Origin of the sequence: Halodesulfurarchaeum sp. HSR-GB, assembly GCF_031432215.1 — an archaeon.
Taxonomy (GTDB): Archaea; Halobacteriota; Halobacteria; order Halobacteriales; family Halobacteriaceae; genus Halodesulfurarchaeum.
On the sequence record NZ_JAVKGN010000001.1, the window covers coordinates 462,238 to 485,850 of the forward strand.

General features: G+C 64.8%; 24 protein-coding genes and 1 tRNA gene. 10 read left to right on the top strand and 15 right to left on the bottom strand.

Features of this window, described 5'->3' with window-relative positions:
* On the bottom strand, positions 1-1,200 hold the full coding sequence (locus RH831_RS02480) for a CBS domain-containing protein (RefSeq protein ID WP_310552688.1): 1,200 nt from the start codon (positions 1,198-1,200) through the stop codon (positions 1-3).
* A 70-nt stretch (positions 1,201-1,270) separates the two neighbouring features.
* Here RH831_RS02480 and RH831_RS02485 point away from each other — a divergent pair, with 70 nt between their 5' ends.
* Entirely contained in the window at positions 1,271-1,648 is a 378-nt protein-coding gene (locus RH831_RS02485) for a cupin domain-containing protein (protein WP_310552689.1), read from the top strand.
* 41 nt (positions 1,649-1,689) lie between these two features.
* Positions 1,690-3,735, top strand: a complete 2,046-nt coding sequence (locus RH831_RS02490; protein ID WP_310552690.1) for a DEAD/DEAH box helicase — start codon at positions 1,690-1,692, stop codon at positions 3,733-3,735.
* Here the strand turns inward: RH831_RS02490 and RH831_RS02495 are convergent.
* A complete protein-coding gene (locus RH831_RS02495) occupies positions 3,732-4,010 on the bottom strand; it encodes a pro-sigmaK processing inhibitor BofA family protein (RefSeq protein ID WP_310552691.1) in 279 nt (92 codons plus the stop codon). The genes RH831_RS02490 and RH831_RS02495 overlap by 4 nt on opposite strands.
* Before the next feature lie 124 nt (positions 4,011-4,134).
* On the opposite strand from RH831_RS02495, the gene RH831_RS02500 reads away from it, so the two are divergent.
* The 4 genes from RH831_RS02500 (at position 4,135) to RH831_RS02515 (ending at position 6,005) form a co-directional block, all read left to right on the top strand.
* A tRNA-Pro gene (locus RH831_RS02500) sits at positions 4,135-4,207 on the top strand.
* Between the two features lie 712 nt (positions 4,208-4,919).
* Positions 4,920-5,150 carry an antitoxin VapB family protein gene (locus RH831_RS02505; protein WP_070364093.1) on the top strand — a complete coding sequence of 77 codons (231 nt, stop codon included), beginning with the start codon at positions 4,920-4,922 and terminating at the stop codon, positions 5,148-5,150.
* Positions 5,147-5,554: a PIN domain-containing protein gene (locus tag RH831_RS02510; protein ID WP_310552692.1), complete on the top strand. Its 408-nt coding sequence runs from the start codon at positions 5,147-5,149 to the stop codon at positions 5,552-5,554. Before RH831_RS02505 ends, RH831_RS02510 begins: the two co-directional genes overlap by 4 nt.
* A 109-nt stretch (positions 5,555-5,663) precedes the next feature.
* Positions 5,664-6,005: a DUF5658 family protein gene (locus tag RH831_RS02515; protein WP_310552693.1), complete on the top strand. Its 342-nt coding sequence runs from the start codon at positions 5,664-5,666 to the stop codon at positions 6,003-6,005.
* 92 nt (positions 6,006-6,097) lie between these two features.
* On the opposite strand, the gene RH831_RS02520 is transcribed toward RH831_RS02515, so the two are convergent.
* From RH831_RS02520 to glmM, 5 genes are all read right to left on the bottom strand, one after another.
* Positions 6,098-6,514: a type IV pilin N-terminal domain-containing protein gene (locus RH831_RS02520; protein ID WP_310552694.1), complete on the bottom strand. Its 417-nt coding sequence runs from the start codon at positions 6,512-6,514 to the stop codon at positions 6,098-6,100.
* Positions 6,515-6,737: 223 nt separating this feature from the next.
* Entirely contained in the window at positions 6,738-6,935 is a 198-nt protein-coding gene (locus RH831_RS02525) for a hypothetical protein (protein WP_071932516.1), read from the bottom strand.
* A 39-nt stretch (positions 6,936-6,974) separates the two neighbouring features.
* Positions 6,975-7,178, bottom strand: a complete 204-nt coding sequence (locus RH831_RS02530) for a hypothetical protein (RefSeq protein WP_071932515.1) — start codon at positions 7,176-7,178, stop codon at positions 6,975-6,977.
* A 40-nt stretch (positions 7,179-7,218) separates the two neighbouring features.
* Positions 7,219-7,659 (bottom strand): metal-dependent transcriptional regulator, encoded by a 441-nt coding sequence (locus RH831_RS02535; RefSeq protein ID WP_071932514.1) that lies wholly within the window; start codon positions 7,657-7,659, stop codon positions 7,219-7,221.
* A gap of 62 nt (positions 7,660-7,721) precedes the next feature.
* Complete coding sequence (glmM, locus tag RH831_RS02540) at positions 7,722-9,083, bottom strand: phosphoglucosamine mutase (protein ID WP_310552695.1); 1,362 nt, start codon at positions 9,081-9,083, stop codon at positions 7,722-7,724.
* Positions 9,084-9,166: 83 nt separating this feature from the next.
* Between glmM and prs the strand changes: the two genes are divergently transcribed.
* Positions 9,167-10,012, top strand: a complete 846-nt coding sequence (gene prs / locus RH831_RS02545) for a ribose-phosphate diphosphokinase (RefSeq protein ID WP_310554130.1) — start codon at positions 9,167-9,169, stop codon at positions 10,010-10,012.
* Here prs and ileS read toward each other — a convergent pair.
* Positions 10,009-13,173, bottom strand: a complete 3,165-nt coding sequence (gene ileS / locus RH831_RS02550) for an isoleucine--tRNA ligase (RefSeq protein ID WP_310552696.1) — start codon at positions 13,171-13,173, stop codon at positions 10,009-10,011. The two genes, prs and ileS, sit on opposite strands and share 4 nt — an antisense overlap.
* Before the next feature lie 82 nt (positions 13,174-13,255).
* On the opposite strand from ileS, the gene RH831_RS02555 reads away from it, so the two are divergent.
* Complete coding sequence (locus tag RH831_RS02555) at positions 13,256-13,684, top strand: HIT family protein (RefSeq protein WP_310552697.1); 429 nt, start codon at positions 13,256-13,258, stop codon at positions 13,682-13,684.
* Between the two features lie 44 nt (positions 13,685-13,728).
* The gene (locus RH831_RS02560; RefSeq protein WP_310552698.1) at positions 13,729-14,481 is read left to right on the top strand and encodes an AAA family ATPase; all 753 of its coding nucleotides are present in this window, start codon (positions 13,729-13,731) and stop codon (positions 14,479-14,481) included.
* On the opposite strand, the gene RH831_RS02565 is transcribed toward RH831_RS02560, so the two are convergent.
* Positions 14,478-14,993 (bottom strand): hypothetical protein, encoded by a 516-nt coding sequence (locus tag RH831_RS02565; protein WP_310552699.1) that lies wholly within the window; start codon positions 14,991-14,993, stop codon positions 14,478-14,480. The two genes, RH831_RS02560 and RH831_RS02565, sit on opposite strands and share 4 nt — an antisense overlap.
* 166 nt (positions 14,994-15,159) lie before the next feature.
* Here RH831_RS02565 and RH831_RS02570 point away from each other — a divergent pair, with 166 nt between their 5' ends.
* Positions 15,160-16,020, top strand: coding sequence for a transcription initiation factor IIB family protein (locus tag RH831_RS02570; protein WP_310552700.1), 861 nt, complete (start codon positions 15,160-15,162; stop codon positions 16,018-16,020).
* Position 16,021: 1 nt separating this feature from the next.
* Here RH831_RS02570 and RH831_RS02575 read toward each other — a convergent pair whose 3' ends face one another.
* The 6 genes from RH831_RS02575 to RH831_RS02600 are packed head-to-tail and all read right to left on the bottom strand — an operon-like array spanning position 16,022 to position 23,587.
* Positions 16,022-16,693 (bottom strand): chromosome partitioning protein ParA, encoded by a 672-nt coding sequence (locus RH831_RS02575; RefSeq protein WP_310552701.1) that lies wholly within the window; start codon positions 16,691-16,693, stop codon positions 16,022-16,024.
* A complete protein-coding gene (locus tag RH831_RS02580; RefSeq protein ID WP_310552702.1) occupies positions 16,690-17,091 on the bottom strand; it encodes a hypothetical protein in 402 nt (133 codons plus the stop codon). Before RH831_RS02580 ends, RH831_RS02575 begins: the two co-directional genes overlap by 4 nt.
* A 26-nt stretch (positions 17,092-17,117) precedes the next feature.
* On the bottom strand, positions 17,118-17,945 hold the full coding sequence (locus RH831_RS02585) for a hypothetical protein (protein ID WP_310552703.1): 828 nt from the start codon (positions 17,943-17,945) through the stop codon (positions 17,118-17,120).
* Positions 17,942-18,280 (bottom strand): hypothetical protein, encoded by a 339-nt coding sequence (locus tag RH831_RS02590; RefSeq protein WP_070364077.1) that lies wholly within the window; start codon positions 18,278-18,280, stop codon positions 17,942-17,944. The genes RH831_RS02585 and RH831_RS02590 overlap by 4 nt, the downstream gene beginning before the upstream one ends.
* A 38-nt stretch (positions 18,281-18,318) precedes the next feature.
* Positions 18,319-18,597, bottom strand: coding sequence for a hypothetical protein (locus RH831_RS02595; protein ID WP_070364076.1), 279 nt, complete (start codon positions 18,595-18,597; stop codon positions 18,319-18,321).
* A 43-nt stretch (positions 18,598-18,640) separates the two neighbouring features.
* Positions 18,641-23,587 (bottom strand): LAGLIDADG family homing endonuclease, encoded by a 4,947-nt coding sequence (locus tag RH831_RS02600; RefSeq protein ID WP_310552704.1) that lies wholly within the window; start codon positions 23,585-23,587, stop codon positions 18,641-18,643.
* Positions 23,588-23,613 lie beyond the last annotated feature (26 nt).

A 23,613-nucleotide genomic window follows, 5' to 3' on the forward strand; every position in this document is an offset into this window, starting at 1 on the left:
TCACCAGCGTGGAGCCTCTGGAGACTCTTCGGCGAATCGCTCTTTGACCGCCGCACCGCGCTGACTCGGGTTTCCGCCACTGGACTTGATGATTTCGAAGGCCGTCATCAGGTCGGTCCGCGAGATGAGGCCGGCCAGTTCGTTGTGGTCGTCGACGACCAGTAGCCGCCCGATCTTCTCCTGCTGCATGCGTTCGAGGGCCGTCGCCGCGTTCGCGTGCACCTCGACCGAGTGGAGGTCGGTCGTCATCACGTCCGCGACCCGATGGGCGTCCCGCTCGACGGGATCGATCTGCCGGGCATCCGAAAGAGTCACCACGCCGACGATCTCCTCGCTCCGTTCGACCGGGAAGCCAGTATGACGCTCGCGGAACATCTTCTCGACGAGGTCGGCCACCGTCGTTTCGGGCTCCACCGTCGAGACCGATTCGGCAGGGGTCATGATGTCCGCCACCGTCACACCCTCGAACGCCGCCTTGAGCGTGGTCTGCTGGGACTCCCCGGCAGCGCCGATGTAGATGAAAAAGGCGATACCGATGAGGATGATGTTCCCACCGAACAGTCCGGCGATTCCCATGAGGATCGCCACGCCCTTGCCGACTTCAGCGGCCAGTCGGGTCGCGCGGGCAAACGAACGCTTGCGGGCCAAAAGCGCCCGGAGGACCCGACCTCCGTCCATCGGGAAGCCCGGAAGCATGTTGAAGACCGCCAGCGCGATGTTGATCAGCGCCAGGTAGGCCAACAGGAAGAGGAGCACGTCCGGGCCCATCGGGAGCAACACGAGCACGATCCAGAGGCCCACACCCAGCCCGACACTTACGATCGGGCCGGCGATGGCGATCAGCAGTTCGGTTCGCCAGTCCTCGGGCTGCTCGGAGAGCTGGGCGATGCCGCCCAGAAACCAGAGCGTGATCGACTCGATCGGAAAGCCATAATGCATCGCCACGAGCGCGTGGCCGAACTCGTGGAGGAGCACGCCGGCAAAGAGCCCGATGGCGGCTGCCATACCAACGAGCGCGGGCATCGAGCCCGCCGTGAGGACCGCCGCGTCGAGCTCGAGCCCCCAGAGCTGGTTGAGGAGCGCGACCAGCTCGCCAACCTGCGAGCCGATGAGCCACGCGAAAATCGGCAACACGAGGAGAAACGTGATGTTCAGTTTGACCGGGATGCCGAAGGCACTCCCAATCTTGAAGCTGCGCATACCCCAGTATTCACGGCGCGTGCGGTTAAATACCAATGCTGGTATAGTCCTCGCCGACAAATGCAGGGCTATGCCGGAACCAGTCATCAGACACCCCGAAGAGATCGAGTACGAACCCCAGTCCGCTGCCGACGGCCTCAAGAAGGGCGTTCTAATCGGTGCGGCCCAGGACGCCCCCAACTTCCGCATGCGACGGTTCACCCTCGACCCGGGTGAGACCGTCCCGAAGCACACGAACGCGGTCGAACACGAGCAGTACGTCCTCGAGGGCGAGTACGTCGTCGGTCTGCGCGAGGACGGCACCGACACCGAGTACGAGATCGGACCCGGCGATTCACTCCTGATCCCCGCTGGAACGGTCCACTGGTACCGAAACACCGGGGACACCCAGGCCGCGTTCATCTGTGCCGTGCCGAACGGCGAGGACGAGATCCAGCTGGTCGAGTAGAGCCGAGGTGCTGAAATACCCCCGACTCCGTAGGCCGGGCCGTGTCCCGGCAGGCAACACACGTCGAGACGCTGTTCCTCCACGAACGCCAGGGCGACTACCTCGTGGTCGCCCAGCGGGACGGCGAGCGGCTGTTCCGGGCGACACTCGACCTGAAGGAAACCGCCGCCGGCCCCCGCCCAGCCCGCTTTCGCATCAAGGGCGACCACGACGAGGAGCCCCGGGCCCCCGAAGAGTTCGTCGAGATCGCCCGGCGCGCAGAGCGCATTCGCATCTCCCAACAGACCTCCGCCCGCGGACGGGCGGAACTGGAGGAGATGCTGGACGGCTATCAACTGGACGCCAAGGCCGTCCGAACCTGTCGACTCTGTTCGAATCAGTGGCGTTACTCCCCGATCACCACCGACACCGCGGTCAAATCCGGGAGCGAGTACATCTGTCGGGAGTGTGCGGTCCGCGAACTGGAGCGTGAACTCTCCTTCTCCGGGGGATTCTCCGGGGCCGCCGAGGCCCGCCTCGAAGAGCTCCTCTTCGAGGTCGGGGACCTCGATCGGATCGTCGATCTCCTCCAGGGCGAACTCGATCCCGACCTGACGAAGTTCGACGAGATCTCGGCGACGACCGAGGACATCGAGGACGTGCCGGTCACAGACCTGGATCTGCATCCCGACCTACAGAACATTCTCGAAGGCCGGTTCGACACGCTGCTGCCGGTACAGAGCCTGGCCGTCGAAAACGGGTTACTCGGCGGCGAGGACCAGCTCGTGGTCTCGGCGACCGCGACGGGCAAGACCCTCGTGGGCGAGCTGGCCGGCGTCGACCGGCTGCTCAAAGGGAAGGGAAAGATGCTCTTTCTGGTTCCGCTCGTGGCCCTGGCCAACCAGAAGGAGGAGGACTTCGAGGCCGACTACGGCCACCTGGCCGACGTGACGATCCGGGTCGGCGCGAGTCGGATCCGCGAGGACGGCATCGCCTTCGAACCCGACGCGGACATCATCGTCGGCACCTACGAGGGCATCGACCACGCCCTGCGGACGGGGCGTGACCTGGGCAACATCGGCACCGTCGTCATCGACGAGGTCCACATGCTCCAGGACCCCGAACGGGGCCACCGCCTCGACGGGCTCATCTCGCGGCTCAAACACTACACCGAGACCCGAGCACGGGGCGCGGGGGACACCCAGTGGATCTACCTCTCGGCGACGGTCGGGAACGTGGGCAAACTGGGCGAGGTACTGGAGGCGACACCGATCGAGTTCGAGGAGCGCCCAGTCCCGATCGAGCGCCACGTCACCTTCGCCGACAACCAGGAGAAACCCCGGATCGAGAACAAACTCGTCCGGCGGGAGTTCGATCACACCTCCTCGATGGGGTATCACGGCCAGACGATCATCTTCACCAACTCCCGGCGGCGCTGTCACGAGATCAGCCGCCGGCTGGATTACGCCTCCGCGCCCTACCACGCGGGCCTGGATTACGGCAAGCGCAAGCAGGTCGAGCGGGAGTTCGCCGATCAGGATCTGGCGGCCGTCGTGACCACCGCCGCCCTGGCCGCGGGGGTGGACTTCCCGGCCTCCCAGGTGATCTTCGACTCGCTGGCGATGGGCATCGAGTGGCTCTCGGTCCAGGAGTTCGAGCAGATGCTCGGCCGGGCGGGCCGCCCCGACTACCACGACCGCGGTCGGGTCTATCTCCTGGTCGAACCCGACGCCGTCTACCACGGGTCGATGGAGCGCACGGAGGACGAGGTCGCGTTTACCCTCCTCAAAGGCGAGATGGAGGACGTGGTGGCTCACTACGACGCTGACGCCGCCATCGCGGAGACGCTGGCGAACGTCACGGTCGGCGGGTCGGCCGCAAAGCGACTCAACGACCGGATGCTCGGGGAGATTCCCACGAAGCAGGCCCTCTCGAAGCTCATCGAGTACGGGTTCATCGACGGCCTGGAGCCGACCCCGCTGGGTCGGGCGGTCACCACTCACTTCCTCCAGCCCGACGCGGCGTTCACGATCCTGGATCACGTCCGCAAGGGGACTGACCCCTACGACATCGTCGCGGATCTCGAACTGCTCGACGAGGAAACTTAGAGGAACGCAAGGCCGGCCGCAGCGGGGCCGAACAGGATCCCGAAGTACGCGAGCAGCAGCACCAAGATTGCCCCGGGAATCCCGCCGATGGCCACGACCAGGACGACGATTGGCGTGATTGCCACCTCGAACCCGAGGACGCCCGCAACCAGCAGGACCAACAGTCCCAGGACGGCGTTGATGATGAAGGGTTTCAGCGCGCGGAGCACCAGGTAGGCCGCGATCACGGCGACCGCGACCGCGAGCAGCAAGCCGAGTTCGATGGGAGTCGCCATGGCTCAGTCAAGGTGTCCCGGGGGAAAGTGTCTATCGTCGGTTTGGGCGATTGGCGCCGAGTTCACCCGATTTTGCCCGGCTGGAGCGAAACCCTCTTTTGGCCACCCGGAGTAATGCGGGCAAGGGACCGTAGGGTAGCTTGGTATCCTTCGAGCTTTGGGTGCTCGTGACCCCGGTTCAAATCCGGGCGGTCCCACTTTTCCGACATCCACCGACGAGGACCGCGTAGCGTGTCCGAAGTCGTGGATTCGCGGTCGTGGTGGGACCATCCCGGATTTGAACCCAGGAAACCGAGCGAGGGACGAGCGAGGTTTGCGCTGGTTCAAATCCGGGCGGCCCCCGTTTCGACGAACGCAGTGAGGAGAAACAGGGGCCTCGTCGTGGAGCGAAGCGGAACGACGGCGGTCCCATGGACCTTTTTCATCGTCGGGTGCGCTTCGCGCACCACTCCTCGAAAAATCTCCACCAAAAAAGCTCGTCGCTCACTGCGTTCGCTCCGAGTGAACCGCCTCGCTCCGCTCGGCGGATGCAACTCCACCCACTTTTCGACGAACAAAGTGAGGAGAAACAGAGGCCTCGTCGTGGAGCGAAGCGAAACGACGGCGGTCCCATGGACCTTTTTCATCGTCGGGTGCGCTTCGCGCACCACTCCTCGAAAAATCTCCACCAAAAAAGCTCGTCGCTCACTCCGTTCGCGACGAGTGAACCGCCTCGCTTCGCTCGGCGGATGCTAACTGTTAGCAAATTTTGATCCGTTGGCGAGAAGGCGCTGTTGAAATCCCTCGCAACGGACCTCTTCCAACGCCCGTGTTGAGGAAAGACCACGAGTGAAACAGTAGCCAGGCTTTGAGACTGATATCTCGTCCAAACCTTGATTACTCCTTGGCGTCAACGCTGTCAACAAAGAGATGTCACACCAGATCCGCCTTGCCGATGACGTGTACGAACACATCAAGGCAAACAAACGCGCCGATGAGTCGTTCAGTGACGCCGTCGAACGCCTAATCGGTGGTCGATCGCTTCGAGATCTCCGTGGCATCTTCGACACGGAGGAGGTGAACGAAATGCGCGACGCCGTCGAGGCCGCCGACCAGGAAGACCGCGACGAGGTTCGAAACATCACAGACCGGTTCGAATGATCGTCGATACCAGCTTCATCCTCGATATCATCGACGACGAAGCGGCCGCTGTCGAGAAGGCGCGCACGCTCGAAGCCGAAAGCATCCCGCTGGTGATCCCGACGATGACCGTCCTGGAACTTTACATCGGCGTCGGGAAGGTAGCGAATACGCACGAGGAACGGCAACGAGTCGAAGCGATCCTCGAATCCTATCCGTTGGTTGATCAGACGCCAAGCATCTCGCGGCGCGCTGGCCGCCTTCTCGGAGAGCGAATGGCCGCCACCAACCAGGGGGACGGACCAGGAATCGGCAAGGGAGATGCAGTGATCGCTGCCACAGCGATGGAGCGGGACGAGCCAGTCCTCGCTGGCGACGATCACTTCGGGAAAATACCGGGAGTTACTCACGAAACGTATCGGTGACTTCGCGGATTGGCTCGGTTTCACCCCTCGTTAAGTGGCACCGCAAATTTCACAGCCACGTCTGAAAAGCCGACGAGAACTAAATACCAGGCCACTCGAAATGCGGACCATGTCCCGCTGGCCCACAGCCCTCTCGGCCGCGAACCCGGCCGTCCACCGGTGGGCCTGGGTCCTCACGCTCTGCTTTTTCCTCGCCGGGGACGTCATCACGACGGCCATCGGGATTTCCACCACGGGCGTCACGGAGGTGAACGCCTTTCTGGCGACCCAGATCGCGAGTCACGGCGTTGGGGCAATGTTGCTGTTGAAGGTGGTGTTACTGAGCGGGAGTTATCTCGTCTGGCGCGTGCTGCCGGACGAACAGGCGATCGCGATTCCAGTCGGGTTCGCGATCGTTGGGGTGGGGGTTACGGGGTGGAATTTGGTGGTGCTCATTTCAGCCCCCATATAAATTCACAATATTAACTGATTAGTTTAGAAGTAGACCCCTAATAACCTAAAGCAAAAAGGAACGAGAATTGAGTGATAAAGATCCCCTTAACTTCAGGAACTGAATTCCACGGTCCCAGTTCCCACGGTTTGGCTATCCTTTGTAACGATAAACTCGACTTCAGAGTCAGAGAAAGTTGGAGTGGTGTCAAACTCTGAAGCGTTTATCGTTTGAGATTGGCCAGGATCCAAATTCAATTCACTAAATGTGTGGGAATCACCGTCAACCCTAGCATTTACTGTCGCATTCTCCAGCGAATCGCCACCATTGTGGTTGATCGTTACAGCCGTACTATTCTTTTCTTCGAACCCAATACTCGCTTGAGCCGGTTCACTCACGTTCTCCCCCATTCCCAGCACGAAACTCCCGATAACCGCGGCCAGGATCACCGTGATCGCCACCATCAGAATGACGCCGATCACTGGCGACACGCCACGGTCGTCCAGTTTGTTACGAATTGTGTCCATCATGGTTTGTGTACGTCGGCGACGACCCCCCTGGGTGCCGATCAAAGATACCCGAAGGATGGGCCGGATAGACCGACGCTTACCACTACATTAACCGGGAATTAACTTAAGAATGCGGGTAAGTGCAGCCCTAACTTGGCGCACGTGCGTCGGACGGCTGTCCTCGACTTCGGGTTCGTTACCTGTCAAATACTAGGTGAAAAGTTCGAAGTGGGTCAGCAAATCACTATTGCCAGGGGTCAGGTGCCAGCCCGAAATAGCGAACGGCCGTGGGGTAGGCCAATCCCAGCAGGACCGCCACGCCGATCTGGACCCAGATACTCGCACCGGGCCAGACCATCTGCAGGGCAGTCAACAGGACCGTCAGGATGACGATGAGCGCCAGGTAGTGGGGCAAGAGTTGTCGGATCGCGTCCCAGTCCATACCCCCTCATCGGGGGCCACCTGCTTGGGTCTTCTGGCCTCAGGAGGCCAAAAGATGTCGCACGCCGAAGTACACACCCCCGAGAACGACGGCCCCGAACAGGACCGGCATGGTAGCCATGTACCCGACATAGAGCAGGTTCTCGGCCATCGTGCCCAGTCGAGTCGTCGTGACGACGAATCCGACCGCGAGGATTCCCAGGAGGACGATCGTCATCTTCCGGGAGGGAAGTGTGGGACTCATACCCGATTCTGGGGGTCGACCGTGATAGCCCTTGGCATTCTCAGGGCGAGAGGTGCGTGCAGTGCTGGGCCTCGGGGTCATAACAGTCCGGACAGTCATCGGGGAGGTCGACGAACCGATCCAGGCGAGCCGCGACCTCGTCGCTCAGGGCGTGCTCAAGCCGGCAGGCCTCCTCGTGGAAGCCCTCGGTGACCCCCAGCTCCTGGACGAGAAAGCGCTCGATGCGACAGTGCTTGCGCAGCAGCGCCACCGCCTCCTCGGTCCCCCGCTCCGTGAGCGAGGCCCCCCGGTGTTTCTCGTAGGTCACCAGCCCCAGTTCTGTGAGGTGGTTGAGTCGGTCGGTCACGCTTGGCGGCGAGACGCCCAGTCGGTCGGCGATGGCCCCCGTCGAGGCCGGATCGCCGTCCCGTGACAAGAGATAGATCTCCTTGAGGTACATCTCCACGCTCTCGCTGTAGGTCTTCTCGGATTCGTGGCTCATGTGGATCACTGGATCGGCCGACTCTCGGGCGGATCACCTCGGCGTTCGGGACGCGTGACCTTTTACTCACCGGCCGCGGCTTCGAGGACCGCCACCAGCCGGTCGGCCAGCTCCCGCGCCCGGGACACCGCTCTGGCCTCCGCGTAGACCCGGACCACCGGTTCGGTGCCGCTGGGTCGGGCCAGCACCCACGCGTCGCCGAAGTCGACGCGATACCCATCGATCGTGCTCACCTCACCCTCGACGTTCCGGGCCCACTCGCCCGCGGCCTCCACGAGGGTCGCCCGCTCGGCCTCGTCCGCGTAGTGGACGTTCTCCCGGACGTTCGCGTAGCCGTCGTAGGGCTCGACGACCTCGCTCGCGGGTCGATCGACCAGCAATGAGAGGAAACGAGCCGCCGTGTAGGCACCGTCCCGGTTGATACGATACGCCGGGAAGATCACGCCGCCGTTGCCCTCCCCCGCGACTGGGACCGTCTCGCCGGCGGACTGCAACTCGCGGATGCGGGTCATGATCTGGGTGCTTCCGATGGGCGTGAGTTCGAGGTCCGCCCCCGAGGACTCGGCCACGTCGACCAGACGCTGGGAGACGTTGACCGCCGAGACGGTGACATCTCCCGGTTCGAGGGCCGCGTCGGCGAGCGCCGCGAGGGTCGCGTCGCCCTCGATGTACTCCCCGTGCTCGTCGAAGAAGATGGCTCGATCGGCGTCCCCGTCGTGGGCGATCCCCACATCGGCGTCGGTAGCCCTGACGAGATCGCCCAGATCGCCCAAGTTCTCGGCGACCGGTTCGGGATCACGACCGGGGAAGTGGCCGTCCGGGTGGGCGTTGACCGTCCGGACCGAACAACCCAGTTCGCGGAAGAAATCGGGACTCGTGAGTGCGCCGGCCCCGTGCCCCGGGTCCAGAGCCACCGTGAGATCGGCCCCAGCGATGGCCTCGTGGTCGACCGCCGCGAGCAGTTCCTCGCGATAGCGACGCCTGGCGCCCTCGATCCGTCGATCCGTGCCCGTTCGATCCCAGGCGGCGTCAGCCTGACTGCCGTCGAGCAGCACCGATTCGATGGCTTCGAGCCGTTCGATCGAGAGTTCGACGCCGTCCGCGCCGACGAGTTTGATCCCGTTGTACGGCGGCGGGTTGTGCGAGGCCGTCACCATGACCGCCGGGACCCCTTCGGCCGCGGCGTAGGCCTGCAGTGCCGGCGTAGGAACCACGCCGAGACGGTCCACGTCCGCGCCGACACTCGCGAGGCCGCTCGCGGCGGCGTTTTCGAGCATCGGCCCGGTCAGTCGCGTGTCCCGGCCGAGTGCGACGCGGTCGGCCCCCCAGACGGTGCCCGCCGCGGCCGCCACCCGGAGCACGAACTCGGGGGTCAGCTCCTCTGTCACCCGCCCACGGGTGCCACTCGACCCGAATACCTGCATACCGGCTCGTTGCGGCGAGCGACCAAAGCGGTTGTGAAACCCGGAGAGAAACGCGTATGCCGACCGGCCCCGACCGCTCGAACATGATCGTTCCCGGCAGCAGTTCCCAGGAAGTCGCCACCGAACTCGCCGCCGCCCTCGGCGAACGACTGGCCGAGGTCGAGTATCGACGGTTCCCAGACGGCGAACAGCTCGTGCAGGTCCCCGAACAGGACGGGCGAGCCATCATCGTCGCCGCCACGGAGACCAGTGACGCACATATCCAGTTGCTCCAGCTCCAGGACGCCGTCCGGGAGGCCGGGGCAACCGAGGTCATCACCGTCATCCCCTACATGGGCTATGCCCGCCAGGACGAGGCCTTCGAGACCGGCCAGCCCGTCTCGGCGCGCGCGATGGCCCGCGCGATCAGCACCGGCACCGACCGGGTCCTGACCGTCTGCCCGCACGAACCAGCGATCCAGGAGTTTTTCACCGTCCCCACGACGGTAATCGACGCGTCAGGTCGGCTGGCCGAACCGCTACCCGAGAATCTCAGCGATCCGATCTTCCTCGCGCCCGACCAGGGCGCGATCGACCTCGCGGCGACTGTCCGAGACGCCTACGGCCGGGGCGAGACCGACGCCTTCGAGAAACACCGCGACCGGGAGACCGGAGCCGTCGAGATCCAGCCGGCCAACCTCGACGTGGCCGGTCGTGATCTGGTCGTCGTCGACGACATCGTCGCCACCGGCGGGACGATGAGCGCAGCCATCGGCGCACTCGGTGCGGACCCGGACCGGGTGTTCGTCGCGACCGTCCATCCCCTGCTGGCTGACAGCGCACGGACGAAACTCGCGAACGCGGGCGTCGAAGCAGTGTATGGCACCGACACGATCGAACGAGCAGTCACCGCAGTCAGTGTTGCGCCGGCGATCGCCGAAAAGCTCTAGACCGGGTCGATCGCCAGTTCGATCTGAATTCCTTCGACCTCCCAGGTCTCCCGCTGGCCGTCCTCAACCTCACCGATTTCGACCGCTCTGACCTCCTCGGCGATCAGGTCCTCGTGGCGAGCGACGAGCTGGCCGATCCGCTCGTCGTAAATCACGATCTCCAGGGCCACTTCGGCGTCCATCGCCAGGTCGAGGTCCTTGCGCATCTCCTGTGCGCGACGAATGATCTCGCGGGCATACCCCTCGCTCTCGACGTCCTCGGTGAGCGTGGCGTCGACGTACACCCGACCGCCCTCGAAGTCGGTTCCGGCGACCGACTCCGGCGGGACTTCCTCGAAGGAGACCATCGACTCGGTGAGCGAGACCGACTCGCCCAACTCGGCCTCGACGGCCGCTTCCAGGGCCGAGATGTCGGGTTCGTCGACCCGGGCCGCGTTCAGTGCCTCCATCACCGCGTGGGCCTGGTCGCCGAAGGCCGGGCCGAGTTCGCTCATGTCCGCGGTCGCGGTGTAGGCGAGTTCCGCCCAGTCCGCGCCGGGTTCGACGACCTCGATCCGGCGGGCGTTCAGCCGCTCGGCGAGCAGGTCGTCGTAGTCGGCGAGGGTGTCCACGACGGCGTCCTCGGTGGCGTCGACGACGATCCGGGTGACCGGCCACCGGAGCTTTCGCCCCGCATCCTGGCGCGCCCGGGAGCCGGCCTCCTCGATCTGTCGGACGTGCTCGATGGCCGCCTCCAGGGATTCATCGCGCAGGTCGGGGTCGGGTTCGGGCCAGTCGAGCATGTGGACGGAGGTGAGGCCATCAGCACCGGTCAGCCGCTGGTAGAGCTCCTCGGTGATGAATGGGGCGTAGGGCGCGAGCAGGGCGATGGACTCCCGAAGGACCGCCGAGAGGGTCGCGTAGGCCGCCCGCTTGGAGGCGGTGTCCTCGGTCTCCCACATGCGCTCGCGGACCACCTGGATGTAGTACCGCGAGACGTCCTCGACGACGAAGTCGAGAATCGCATCGAGGGCCCGGTGCTGTTCAAAGTCCGCCCAGGCCGCGTCGGCCGTCTCCTCGACGGCCTGCAGGCGGGAGAGCAGCCAGCGGTCGATGCGCTCCAGGGACTCCTCGGCCGGGGAGAGGGCCATCGGGTCGATGTCGTCCATCTCCATGTACGGCAGCGGGAAGCGGAAGGCGTTCCAGAGGATGTTGAGGTCCCGCTGCATCGTCTCGGTCGCCTCCCAGGAGAATCGCATGTCCTCGCCCTGCGGAGTGACCGAGAGCAGGAACATTCGCATCGGGTCAGCGCCGTACTCGTCCATGACCTCACCCGGCTCGACGGTGATGTTCTTGGACTTGGACATCGCCCGGCCGTCGGGCATCAACGCGTGTCCGTGCATCAACACCTCCTCGTAGGGGACCTGGTCCATCGCGGCGGTGCCCATCCCGAGTTGCGACCAGAACCAGCCCCGCGTCTGGTCGTGGGCCTCCATGATGAGATCCGCCGGCCAGAGGTCCTCGAAGGCCTCGGTTTCGGAGGGGTAGGAGAGCGTGCCCCAGGAGGCCACAGAGGAGTCCAGCCACACGTCGAAGACGTCCGGGACACGGGTGTAGGTCCGCCCGTCTTCCGTGATCGTGAGATCGTCGACCGTGCCCTTGTGCAGGTCGACCGATTCGGGATCGACCTCCTGATCGGCCCGCCGAGCCAGCTCCTCGCGCGTGCCGATCACCAGCACGTCGTCCATATCGCCGTCCCAGCCCTCGGGGGTCCAGATCGGGATCGGAATCCCCCAGTAGCGCTGTCGGGAGACGTTCCAGTCCGGAGCCTCCGCGACGAAGTCACGGAACCGGCTGTCACGGGCCCAGTCGGGGTGCCACTCGGTCGCCTCGATGTTCGCGAGCAGGTCCTCCTTCACGTCGGTGATCGTGATGTACCACTGGTCGGTCACGATCTGGATGATCGGGGTGTCACACCGCCAGCAGTGCCCGTAGGAGTGGTGTTCGGTCTCCCGGGCGAGCAGGTGGCCCGTCCGATCGAGGTCGGCGATGATCTGCTCGTCGGCGTCCTTGACGTACTCGCCGGCGTAGGTTCCGGCCTGCTCCGTGAAGACCCCGTCCTCGCCGACCGGACAGAACACCTCCAGCCCGAGTTCCTGGCCGCGTTCGAAGTCGACCTCACCGTGCCCGGGCGCGGAGTGAACCAGCCCGGTGTCCTCGGCTTCGACGTAGTCCGCGGTGTAGACCTGTCCCGCGCCCTCGAAGTCCGGGGCCGCGGGTACTTCCTCGCGCAACGGATGGTCGTACTCCCAGCCGACCAGTTCCTCGCCCTCGTAGGTCGCCTGGATCTCGTAGTCGGTGTAGCGACCGGCTTCGAGGACGGACTCGACGAGGGACTCCTCGACGTAGAGGGTCTCGCGGTCCCCGTCTTTGGTGGCGGCGACTTCGGCGTACGTGAGTTCGGGCGAGACGGCGATGAAGGTGTTCGCGGGGATCGTCCAGGGCGTGGTCGTCCAGATAACAAGGGAGCCGTCCCGATCCGAGAGCGGGAATTTCACGTAGATCGAGGGGTCTGCGACCTCCTCGTACTCGACCTCGTTGTTGGCGATAGCGGTCTCACACCGGGGACACTGGTTGATCGAGCGCTGGCCCTGCTCGACGAGCCCCCGCTCGTGGGCCTGCTCGAAGGCCCACCAGGCCGACTCCATGTACTCGGGGTTCACCGTCTTGTAGGGGTTCTCCCAGTCCATCCAGACCCCGAAGGACTGGAAGTCCGACTGGAGCCCCTCGAGTTGCTCCTCGGCGAAGGCCTTGCACTCCTCGATGAACCGCTGCTCGCCGAAGTCCTGGATGTCCTGTTTGTTCTCGAAGCCCAGTTTCTCCTCGACTTTCGTCTCGATGGGCAGGCCGTGCATGTCATAGCCCGGCCGGTCGGTCACGTCATAGCCCTGCATCCGCCGGAAGCGGATATGGGCGTCCTTCAGCGTCTTGTTCCAGGTCGTGCCCATGTGGGCGGCCCCGGAGGTGTAGGGCGGCCCGTCGACGAAGAAGAAATCCTCCCCGTCGGCCCGGTAGTCCTTGGTCGCCTCGTAGGCGTCCACGTCCTCCCAGTACTCGAAGACCCGCGCTTCGACGGCTTGCGGGTCGTACTGGTCGGGGACGTCCCCGTCGAAGTGTGTCATACGGAGAGCCTATCGCTCCCGGGTAAAATGATAATCGGTCCGCTCGCCCCAATCTTAACTGCTGGCACGCAAAAGCCCCCCTATGACCGAGTGCATCTTCTGTGCGATTGCCGCCGGCGACGCCCCGGCCGCGACGATCCGCAAGGACGACCGGACGATGGCCTTTCTCGACGCGAACCCGCTGGCCCCGGGCCACACGCTCGTGATTCCGAACGCCCACGCCGAGCGACTCGAGGACCTCGACACCGAGACGGCCCGCGCGGTCATGGACCGCCTTCGCGAACTCGCGCCGGCGATCGAGGCGGCCGTCGATGCCGACGCCACCACCGTCGGGTTCAACAACGGCCGGGCGGCCGGCCAGGAAGTCCCGCACGTGCACGGGCACATCATCCCCCGCTTCGACGGGGACGGCGGCGGCCCGATTCACGCGGTCCTGCCGCGAGGGGCCGACCGGAACGCGGGCGACCCCGAGGCGATCGCACGTGCGATCAACGACCACCTTCGGGACTGATCGAAGTGCGGGCGTTTTTCCCGCCCCCACGCTTGCGGTGAGTTATGCAGCCCGAGAGTGTCGGATTCGTCGGTACCGTCGGCGGGGTTGGAACCACCTGGTCGGTTCTCGAACTCGGCGGGGTCCTCGCCCGCGAGGGCCAGGCCGTCCTCGTTTTGGACCTCGACTTCGCGACCCAGGGACTGGGCCGTCACGTGGACGGCACCGTCCCGGTCGACGCGACCGAACTGCTCGCCGATCCCAGTACCGAACTCGCGGACGCAGTACACGAGTGGCCGGTCGACGGCGACGGCCGGTTCGAGGTGGTCCCGGCACTCGCCCCGTTCGTCCAGATCGCCGCGGCAAAGTCCGAAGCGGCCGGCGAGCGGGTGGCCGAGCGAATCGAAGCAGCGACCGAGCGGGCCGACTGGGTACTGCTCGACGTGCCGCCGGTCGTCTCGAACCAGGCCATCGGGGCCGTCACCGCCGCCGATCGAGTCGTCGCCGTAATGCCCCCGAGCGAGCGAGGCGTCGACGCCCTCCAGCGCGAGCGGGGGCGACTCGCGGACGTCGGGACTGCCTTCGATTCGGTCCTCGCAGTCGGCGACGGTGAGCCGCCGGCCGACGCGACCACCTCGCTTCCGGCACGCCCCGACGGCGCACCGGCCCATCGACCGGCGACGCTCGAATCGAGCGGCCACTTCGTCCGCGCCGCGAGAACGGCGGCCGCGACGCTGTTCGATCTGGATGTCGACACTTCGAGTGCCGACTCGCCGATCGGGCGACTCGGCACGCTCGGCGAGAAACTGCGAAATTAGAGCAGGTCACTCGCGGCCGTCATCGTGTCCGCGAGGGCGTCGCGTTTCTCGACCATGGCGTCACCGTCGGTCGAGAGTGTGTCCTGAAGGGTCTCGTTCGCGCCCGGAATCGGGTCGTGGGTCTCGATGTAGGCCCCGAGTGCGAAGGCTCGATCTCCCACGTCCGCGAGTTCCTGGGCCTCAATTCGAGTGAGCGACCCCGAGAGCCAGTCCCCACAGATCTCCCGTTGCAGGGGCGACAGCGGCGAGAGACCCTCGAATCCCAGACGGTGGAGGGTCTTTGCGGCCGTGATCGGTGCGACACCCGCGGCCGTGGCCGCCTCGCCCACGCTATTTCCGCCGACGTACGTGGAGACCACCGTCGCCGCGGTCTCGGCCCCACAGGGAAGGGACTCGGCGTACGGCGCGAGGACGGTCGAAAGCGAGGCGTCCGTCCGATCCACGACCGCGACGCCCCGGTCCTCCTGGGCGTGGGTGGTGGTCACCCCCTCGGCGATGTCCGAAAGTGTCATGCCCGAAACTCGGCGGGCCGTCGGCAAAAACCTTCGTAGTTAGTTCGCTGAGAGCTTCGACGAGAAACCTACCGGTAACCGTTCGGTTGGGCACTGCCGTCCCCCGGTTCGAACCCCCGCCTCAGCCTTATCTTAAATACCCTTTCAGCGTCAAGTTTCAGATGTGATGAGCGCAACCGAGACGGGACGGACTTGCCCCGAATGTGCAGGCACCCTTCGCGTGGACGGCACCGAGACGATCTGTACCCAGTGTGGCCTGGTCGTGGACGAGGACCGGATCGACCGCGGCCCGGAGTGGCGGAACTTCGAGGACGGCCCCGACCGCCGGCGGACTGGCGCGCCACTCTCCCGCTCGCGACACGACCGGGGCCTCTCCACGGAGATCGGGCACTCGAACCGGGTAACCGGCCGCAAGCGCCGCCGGCTCAGCCGGATGCGTACCCAACACGATCGCTCGAAAGTGCGCTCGACGGCCGAGCGCAACCAGATCTACGGGTTCACCGAGATCCGGCGGGTCACCGCCGCGCTCTCGCTGCCGACCGACATTCGCGATCAGGCCTGCGTGCTCTTCGAGACGGCCCAGGACGAGTCGCTGTTCCCGGGTCGCTCCCTGGAGGGGTTCGCCGCAGCGGCGGTGTACGCAGTGTGCCGCACGAACGGGCTCGCCCGCACGACCGAGGAGATCACCGGGACCGCAAAGGCCAGTCCCGAGGAGTTCCAGGCGGCCTACGACGCGATGAACCGCGAACTCGAGCTCCCGACCGGCCCGATCGACCCCAGCGAGTATCTCCCTCGGTTCGCGACGGAACTGGGCCTGGGCTCGGACGTGGAGGCTGCGGCCCGGTCGCTCCTCGACTCGACCCCGCAAGCCGAGATCGGTGGCCGCAATCCAAGTGGCGTCGCCGCGGCCGCCCTCTATGCCGTCACCGACGTGGACGAGGGCGGCCCCACGCAGGTCGAAGCCGCCGAACTGGCCGGTGTGACCCCGGTCACGCTCCGCTCCGCCGCTCGCGTCTTGGTCGACTGAGCTACGTTTCTGTTTGCCGCCGGTCCCGAGCCAGCGTTCGCACGTGCCCAGCCAGCGGCTCGAAGTGACCGGCGTTCTGCTCGTCGTCCAGAGAAACGGGGAGCCCGGCAGCCTGGGCCTCGTGGATGGCGGCCGTCTCTGGAACGGCAAACTGCGGACCGCCGAGGGTCTCGGTCACCGACTCCCGCGTACGGTCAGCCCGGTTGAGCACGATCGCGCCCAGGTCGGTGCCGAGTTCACGGGCCAGCGACCGAGTCCGGACCGTATCCGCCAGCGTCGCCGGATCGGGGGTCGTCACCAGCACACAGCAGTCAGCCGCCACGATCGGCAGCGCGGTATCGGCCGCGAACCCGGCCGGCGCGTCCACGATCACGTGCTCGTAGGTCTCCGCGAGGGACTCCAGAACCGAGGCGAGCGCTTTGGGCTCGACCGACCGAGCGCCGGCCAGGGACCGACCGGCCGGCAGCACCCCGACCGCCCACTCCGTCCGGACGGCCGCCAGCGGGTCGACTCGACCCGCGAGCACGTCAAAGAGCGTCGGCCCACCGTCCGTCGGCTGGTCGGCCATCCCCAGGTCGGCATCCACCAGTACCGCGTCGAGTTCCGCGGCCAGGTTGAGCGCGACCGTACTGGTGCCGACGCCACCTTTGCCCCCGCAGACGGTGACGATCACGGCCGCTCCCCCGTGTTGCCCTCGTCGAGCCGTCGCCCGGGCGGGGAAATGACACTTCGAGGCGGCCGCGGGTCCCGAAAGGAGCGGGCCGCCGTCTCCGCAGTGGGGGCCGAATCGGTCGCCTCGGCGGGTTCGGTCCAGGCGATAGTCGCGGGCTCCTCCTGCGGGGCGGCCGGTACAGCATACCCCAGCGCGCGGCGTTCGCCCGGTTCGAGGACGCCCTCGTAGCCGTCCGCGTCCCAGCCAGCTTCCGGGTGCCCGCGACGCCGGGGCGGCCAGACCGGGCCGTCCAGTTCGTTCCGGAGCCGGAACCGAGCCGGCTCGTCGTGTGGGTTTTCGAGGACGGCCGTGACGAGTGCCGTCCCGTCGACGGCGGTGGCCTGCGTGACACACTCCATGGCCGCACCTGGGCGGGTGGTCGGATTTAAACGCTCGCCAGCACGACCGGGGCGTCGAGTGCCGCCCGCGCCTCGACAGCAGTCTGAAAGGGGCCGTCGACCAGCACGACCGGCGTGGAGAGGTCGGCGATGCGGGCGACGGCCAGCGCGCCGGTGAGCGTTGGGCCGTCAAAGCCGACTGGCGGTGTCGGCGCCACGTCTCCGGGCAGGCTCGCCAGGGCCCGCTCGAACGGCTCGGCGAGCGCATCGAGAAACCACGCCCGGGCTTCGCGCCGTCGGTTCTCCCGCCGGTCGACCAGCGACAGCCGCCTCGCTCTGGCGTCTCGCGCCGCCTGCGCCGCCGCCTCGGCCTGCTCCAGGGCTTCCTGGGCCGCGATCTGCTCGGTCTCGGCCTCGGTGAGTTTTCGCGTGAGGTCGTCCAGTTTCGCCTGGACTGCCTCCGTCGGGAGATCAGCCTCGCGACGGGCGGCCAGCCGGCCACTCGTCCGCGCCACCTGCTCCTCCAGCGCGGCCACGTCGGCCCCGGCTTCGGCTGCCCGATGGCGGGCGGCCCGGAGATCCGGCGAGTTGGGCTCGATCGACGCGATTTCTCGGTCGAGCCGAGTGATTTCCGCGGCCTGAGGTGCAACCAGTCCCAGCGAGCGACCGGCAGCCGCCAGTGCCGTCCGCAGGTCCAGCTCCATCCCTGGCTGCAGCAGTCCGACGGCGTCGTGTGGCGGTGTCGGGGCTGGCGCGTCGATCCACTCGGCGCTCGGATCCGCCAGGGCTGTCGAGAGCTGACTGGGTCCGACGGCTGCCGACCGCAGATCCACCGCCTGGCCGACTCGCTCTTCGCCGGCCACACGGACCCTCATAGCTCGCGATCGCGAAGCCGCTCAAGGGGCGGGTGCTCCGTGCCGGCGGCGAACTTCGCGTACGGCGTCTGCGGCGAATCACGATCGGCGTAGGCAGCAGCCGCGTCCCGAACCGGCTCCGGAACGTCACTGAACTCGTTGAGGGGCTCGGTTCGAGCCAGTTGCACGTCCGGGCCGTGTCGCTCCCGGAGTCGCAACGCCAGCAGTGCTCCCAGTTCCGTCTCCGCGAGCAGCCCCACGCGACCGAAACGACGGTGAAAGACGTCTTCGAACGCCCGCTCGGTGTTCCGGAGTTGCTGGCGGGCGGCCGACGAATAGGCGATGACCAACAACACAGCTCAACCCGGTGCCGTCTGGCAAAAAAGGGATTCGATCAGTCCACGGGCTCGACCTCGAAGTCGGGACGGTCGGGAGCCAGGAGTTCCAGGACTCGTTCCCGAGCCGCAGTGGGGGACTCGGCGACGACGATAAGTCCCTCGGCGGCCTGATCGCCGGTCGCTCGATACGCTCCCAAGTTGCCGTCGTCGAACTCGGTGGCGTAGGTGCGCAGCGTGCCCTGGACCCGGGCTTCCATCGTGTCGAGGTCGATCTCACCCTGCTCGAAGGCCGCCAGGGCCTCCTCGACGGTCCGAAGTGCCGCGATGCGGTCCATGACGGTCCGTCGGCCGGCGATCCAATGAGCGTTCGGATTCAGCTCAAGTGGTCCGGAGGTGTTCGTTCGTCGGCTCGTAGACCTCGCCTTTCTGTTTGAGCTTCTCGATCTCGTGTTCGGCCTTCGAGCGGTCCATGTCGACCTCCTCCGCGCGGGCCAGCACCTCGTCGATCGGCGCGCCCTCGTCGAAGTCGGCCTCGATGTCCGCGATGAGCTCTCTGATCGTCCGGATGCGATCGCGCTGGGATTTGGACTGACCGGTCTCGATTACGTCGGCGTCGTACTGGCCGGTCTCGGGGTCCATCCCGATCTCCTTGAGCGTCTTCTCCACGATTTCGAGCGAGCGGTCGGCGTCCTCCAGTTCGACGGTGTCGGAGAGTCGCACCCGGGCGGAGGCCTCGGCCAGTCGCACGATCGCCTCCAGTTTGCGGGCCGTGACCGGCACCGGGGAGTCCTCGCCGGTCCCCTGGGAGCGAAGGTTGACGTAGAACTCCCGGATGCGTTCCTCCGCCTCCTCGGTCATCGTCGGGAAGCACGTCGAGCGCGCGTACGCGATATACTTCCGCATGAGTTCCGGTTCGATCGCCGGCGAGACTGATTCGGTCGCGGAATCGACTTCATCGGCGGAGACGTTCGAGGCGTTAACCTTCGTCCGGTGGGTGTTCAACTCGCCCGCGTAGTTGGTTCTGAGGATGTGCTCGGCGAGGTTCGCGTCCTTCTCCTCGTCCGGGTCGTCGGTGACGGTAAAGATCAGGTCAAAGCGGGAGATCAGCGCCGGCTCCAGGTCGATCTGCTCGGCCGGGGTCTCGTAGCGGTCAAAGCGCCCGAGTTCGGGGTTGGCCGCCCCCAGAAGCGAGCACCGCGATTTCAGGGTGGCGTTGATCCCGGCCTTCGAGATCGAAATGGATTGTTGTTCTAGTGCTTCGTGCATCGCCGAGCGATCGTCCGAGTTGTGAACGACCATCCCGTTGGCGACGAAATTGTGGGTTCCCTCGACGGTAAGATCGTAGACCTTCGGTGATCTTCGTTCCGTGATTTCTTCAAGAAGATCACGGAGTCGCTGTCGCTTCTCCGCCACGAGGTCGGAAGTTGCTTTCTGAACTGACTCGAAACTAGATGACGCCACCGTTTCCGAAAACCACCTTGATATCGTCGATTGGTCAACACCCACCTGCTTCGCAAGTTTCGCCTGTGAGATTCCGAACCTATTGAGGGCCAGTTCCATCCCCTCCCAGTTTGAGAGGTCCACCTTTTCATTGACAAGCGTTCTCCCCTTTGCCTCGGCCTCGTCAGGCGAACAGTCCAATTCTTGGGCAAGATCCTCCGATAATATTGGGATTGCGTCGTCGAAAAGGTCCGGGCTAGTATATTCAACACTATCGACCCGTCGCCACTTTACATCCCCTTGGACGATTGATTCGAACCAACCCACATCAGTTTCCAAAACTGATTCGAGTATCTCTTGCAGTTTACGGCGAACAAATTGTTTTAACTGCGGGTCCTTTCCCCACCGGTCGGAAATGTGCTGCTGGCTGACCTCGTCTTTTGCGGCGAGGTCAGATTGAGAAACGTGGTACCGACTTCGAACATCCGCTAGCTGATCCCATGATACCTCGTTTTCGAGCCGGTCAAGATCAACCCGGCACGTCCGTTTCCGTTCTTTGAATGCCAGCAAAATATCCGTCGCGCGATGTATCGAAGTGTTTGCTTCCCCGCGCTCGAAGTCCCCGTATGCCGATGTCCCAGACTCGGATTGATAAAGCCGGAGGCCTTCGCGGGTTTTCTTGAGACGTTCACCGATTTCAGGGATAACATCAAGGATGGTTCGGCTACCATCCACCGATTCGACAACTGCGTCAAGAGCGTCCTGTTTCCGCGAAAGAGTGAATCCAATGTAAGCCTGGAAATTTTGTAGCGACTCGGCATCCGTAATTGCAAGAATGAAAATATCGCGTTTATCCTCGCGATCCCGGTGCTGTATTTGTGCGGACACGCCAAATTGACGAAGGACCGACTTGGTCCCATTCAATAGTTCTCGGCTCGCCGAGTGGATTTTGACATTCCCAGTGGCGGTGTCGACAGATCCCTCACTATCTGCAAGCGCCCGAACGAATGCAGCTTTTTGAAGGCGACCGCCATCAGTAATACTAGTTGGGAATGTTTTCCCGTCGTAAATCTGGAGGTTCATTCCAGCGTCGAGGACTGTATCGGCAGCGGATTTGCCGTTGACGCGGACCGTTTCAACCCCATCGGAACGCTGTTCACTTGGATGGCGGACCGGTGATTTTTCGAACGCCTGTTTGGCAACCTGCTCGAAGTCCGAGAGGAGTTCTTCTTCGCTGTTAATGAAACGAACCCCATAGGAGCCCTCCTTTCGGTTGTAATAGACGTTTCCGTCGCCAGAGAGATAGCCCAAAACGGCTGCAAGTGCAACAGACGACGGGTCATCTGTTGTCTGGGCGCTAGTTGCCCCCCGGGCGGCGGCAACGCCACCATCACCAGCCGTGGGCTGAGAGGTTTTCGGAATGAAAACCCAATCTCCAGCTGAAAGCTCTTCAGCCTGACGCTCCACCGTTTCACCCGCTTCAAAGACAAAGAACGGATGATCGGGGGTTGCAGTCAGCGATTCTCCAGATTCGAGCGTGACTTTTCGAAGTCCCGTCGGCGCGTCGTACTCGTGAATCGCCGTGACTGGGCGCTCCTCGATCGAGCCGTCTTCGGTCATCGTCTGCACCGAGAGATCCGGAACGTCCCGGATCGTCCGGCCGTTCTCCAGTTCTTCGATGGACCCCTCGGCTGCTGCTTCCCGAGAGAGTTCGCCGATGCGTTCGAGTTCGCCGTCCCCGAGTGAAACCAGCGTATCCCCGGTCACGCAGGCCATCTTGTCGAGTTCGTCCACCGCCGCGATGCCCTTGTCCGCGAGCACCAGCGCCCCCGCTTCGAGGGACCACTGCTGGCCCTCGCCGAAGTCGTCTCGCACCGCCGCCGCCGTCAGCCCGGCCGAAGAACTGCCCTTCCCCGAGGTGTACACTGATCGTGGAGCGATATGTCGGATATATTGTAATATCTGGGAGTTGTGCGAGAGGACGTTATTCGAGAGATAGGAGTGTGTACCCTCGACTTCCAGGTCGTAGACCCACTCCTCGTTCGGCTCGACCGCTTCGATGTCGGTAATCTCCGCCCACGCCAGATCGCCCTCGACGAGCTGTGAGAGGGCCCGAACCGAATCAGTCACCGAGAGCGCGGTTTCGAGACGTTCCTGAATCACCTCGCGTGCGTCCTGGACCCGACCGCCGTCCGGCACCACTTCGCCCCGAGTGTACAGCGAAACGGTGGTCTGACCCACACCGATTTCGTCGGCCAGCGCGGCCTGAGAGAGGCCGAGATCCTGTCGGATCTGCTCCACCTGATCCCAGTCCGCCCCATCCAGTGACTGGGATGCTTCCCGGAGGTCGGCAAGCCGCGATTCGAACGTTTTGAGCACCGTACGAAGCGACTCACGACCTGGATTCCGGTCGCCCCGTTCGTAGTGCTGGAAGGTTGTTCGGGGAACCCCACACTCCGATTGAGAGAGTGCCAGGGCCGTTCGAATTCGGGTGAGTTCCTCGCTCACATTGGGGATTACATCCGTCTCTCGATCTGTGTCTCGAGGAACCGCGACGAACGTTCCTTCGGACAGTTCCTCGCCGGTGACTGCCGCAGGTGAGCCACTGTCGAGGGTGAAAAGCGGGTGCGAGGGCGTGATCTCCAGTTCGGAGCCATCCGAGAGCGTGACCCGGTACATCGTCTCTGGGGCCTCGCGCTTCCAGACTTTGGTGGCGCTGGCCGGTTCGATCGAGCCCTCCTCGGTCATGGAAAGGACTGGAATATCAGTCCGGGCGAACACGCCATCGTCGACTGGCTGGGGGTCCTCCAGATTCGATTCCACCAGGTCGCGGATGTTCCGCCTGGTTCCGTCGGCGAGCGTGACGGTCGTATCGCCCCGCACGCACTTCCCCGTGCCAGGATCGCCGACCAGCAAAATGTGCACGTCCCCGCGAATCCGCGCGCCGTCGGGGAGGTGCTTTGTCACGCCGGAGAACAGCTGGAGCCCGATCGCGAGTTTCGCCACGTCGAACCCGTAGATGGTCGGAGCGACCGAGTCTACGAGCTGTTCGTAGATATCCGGCTGCTCGGAGAGCCGAATGATCTCCTCGCGTTCGGCATCGGAGATCTCCATCTCCTCGAACTCCTCGTCCTCGACGACCACGTCCACGCCCTCCAGGTACATGTCGAAGACGCGGCTGTCCGTCGACTCCATGTCGCTGTCGTCCAGACGGAGGATGCCGGTCGCGGTGACGTGGTCCCCGGGGCTGACCTCCCCGGTGATGTCGTCCTCGATGTGCATGTCGATGCTCTCGGGTGTCTCGCCGCCGGCCAGCCCCTCGGGACTCTCCTGGATGCGAAGCTTCTGGGCGTCGACGAACTCGGTCTCGCCGTGATCGGTGAGAAACTGAAAGGGGCCCTCCCGCTCGCAGCCGTCACACTGGTAGGGGTCCTGGAAGTCCCCGTCGGCCTGCGGCACGACGGTGATCGTGCCACAGCGGAGACACTCGAAGGCGGCCCGCTCGATCTTGGGTTTGACACTCGTCGCCTTGCGAACGATGCCCTGCACCGAGACGAGCGTGCCCAGGTGCTCGGCCCGGATCGCCCGGATCTCCGTCGCCTCCGGGAGGTTGACGACCCGGACGTGTGCGCCCGAGAGGTCCTTGTCGACCGGCAAGTCATAGCGACCCAGCGCCTCCTCCGCGGCGTCCAGCAGGGTGCGCGGCGAGCTGATGACGTCCTCCGCGAAGTCCGGATCGAACCGAAACAGGTCCTGCCAGTCGATCTCCAGGGACTTGTCCTCGCGGGGGTACTTCCGCGCCAGATCGGCGATCGCGTCGCTCTCGTGCTGCCGGTAGAACGTCTCGAATCTGTCCGTGAGTTCCTGATCCCGGGCCGAGGCCATTCGAAGTCCAATATTCTCCACCCGAA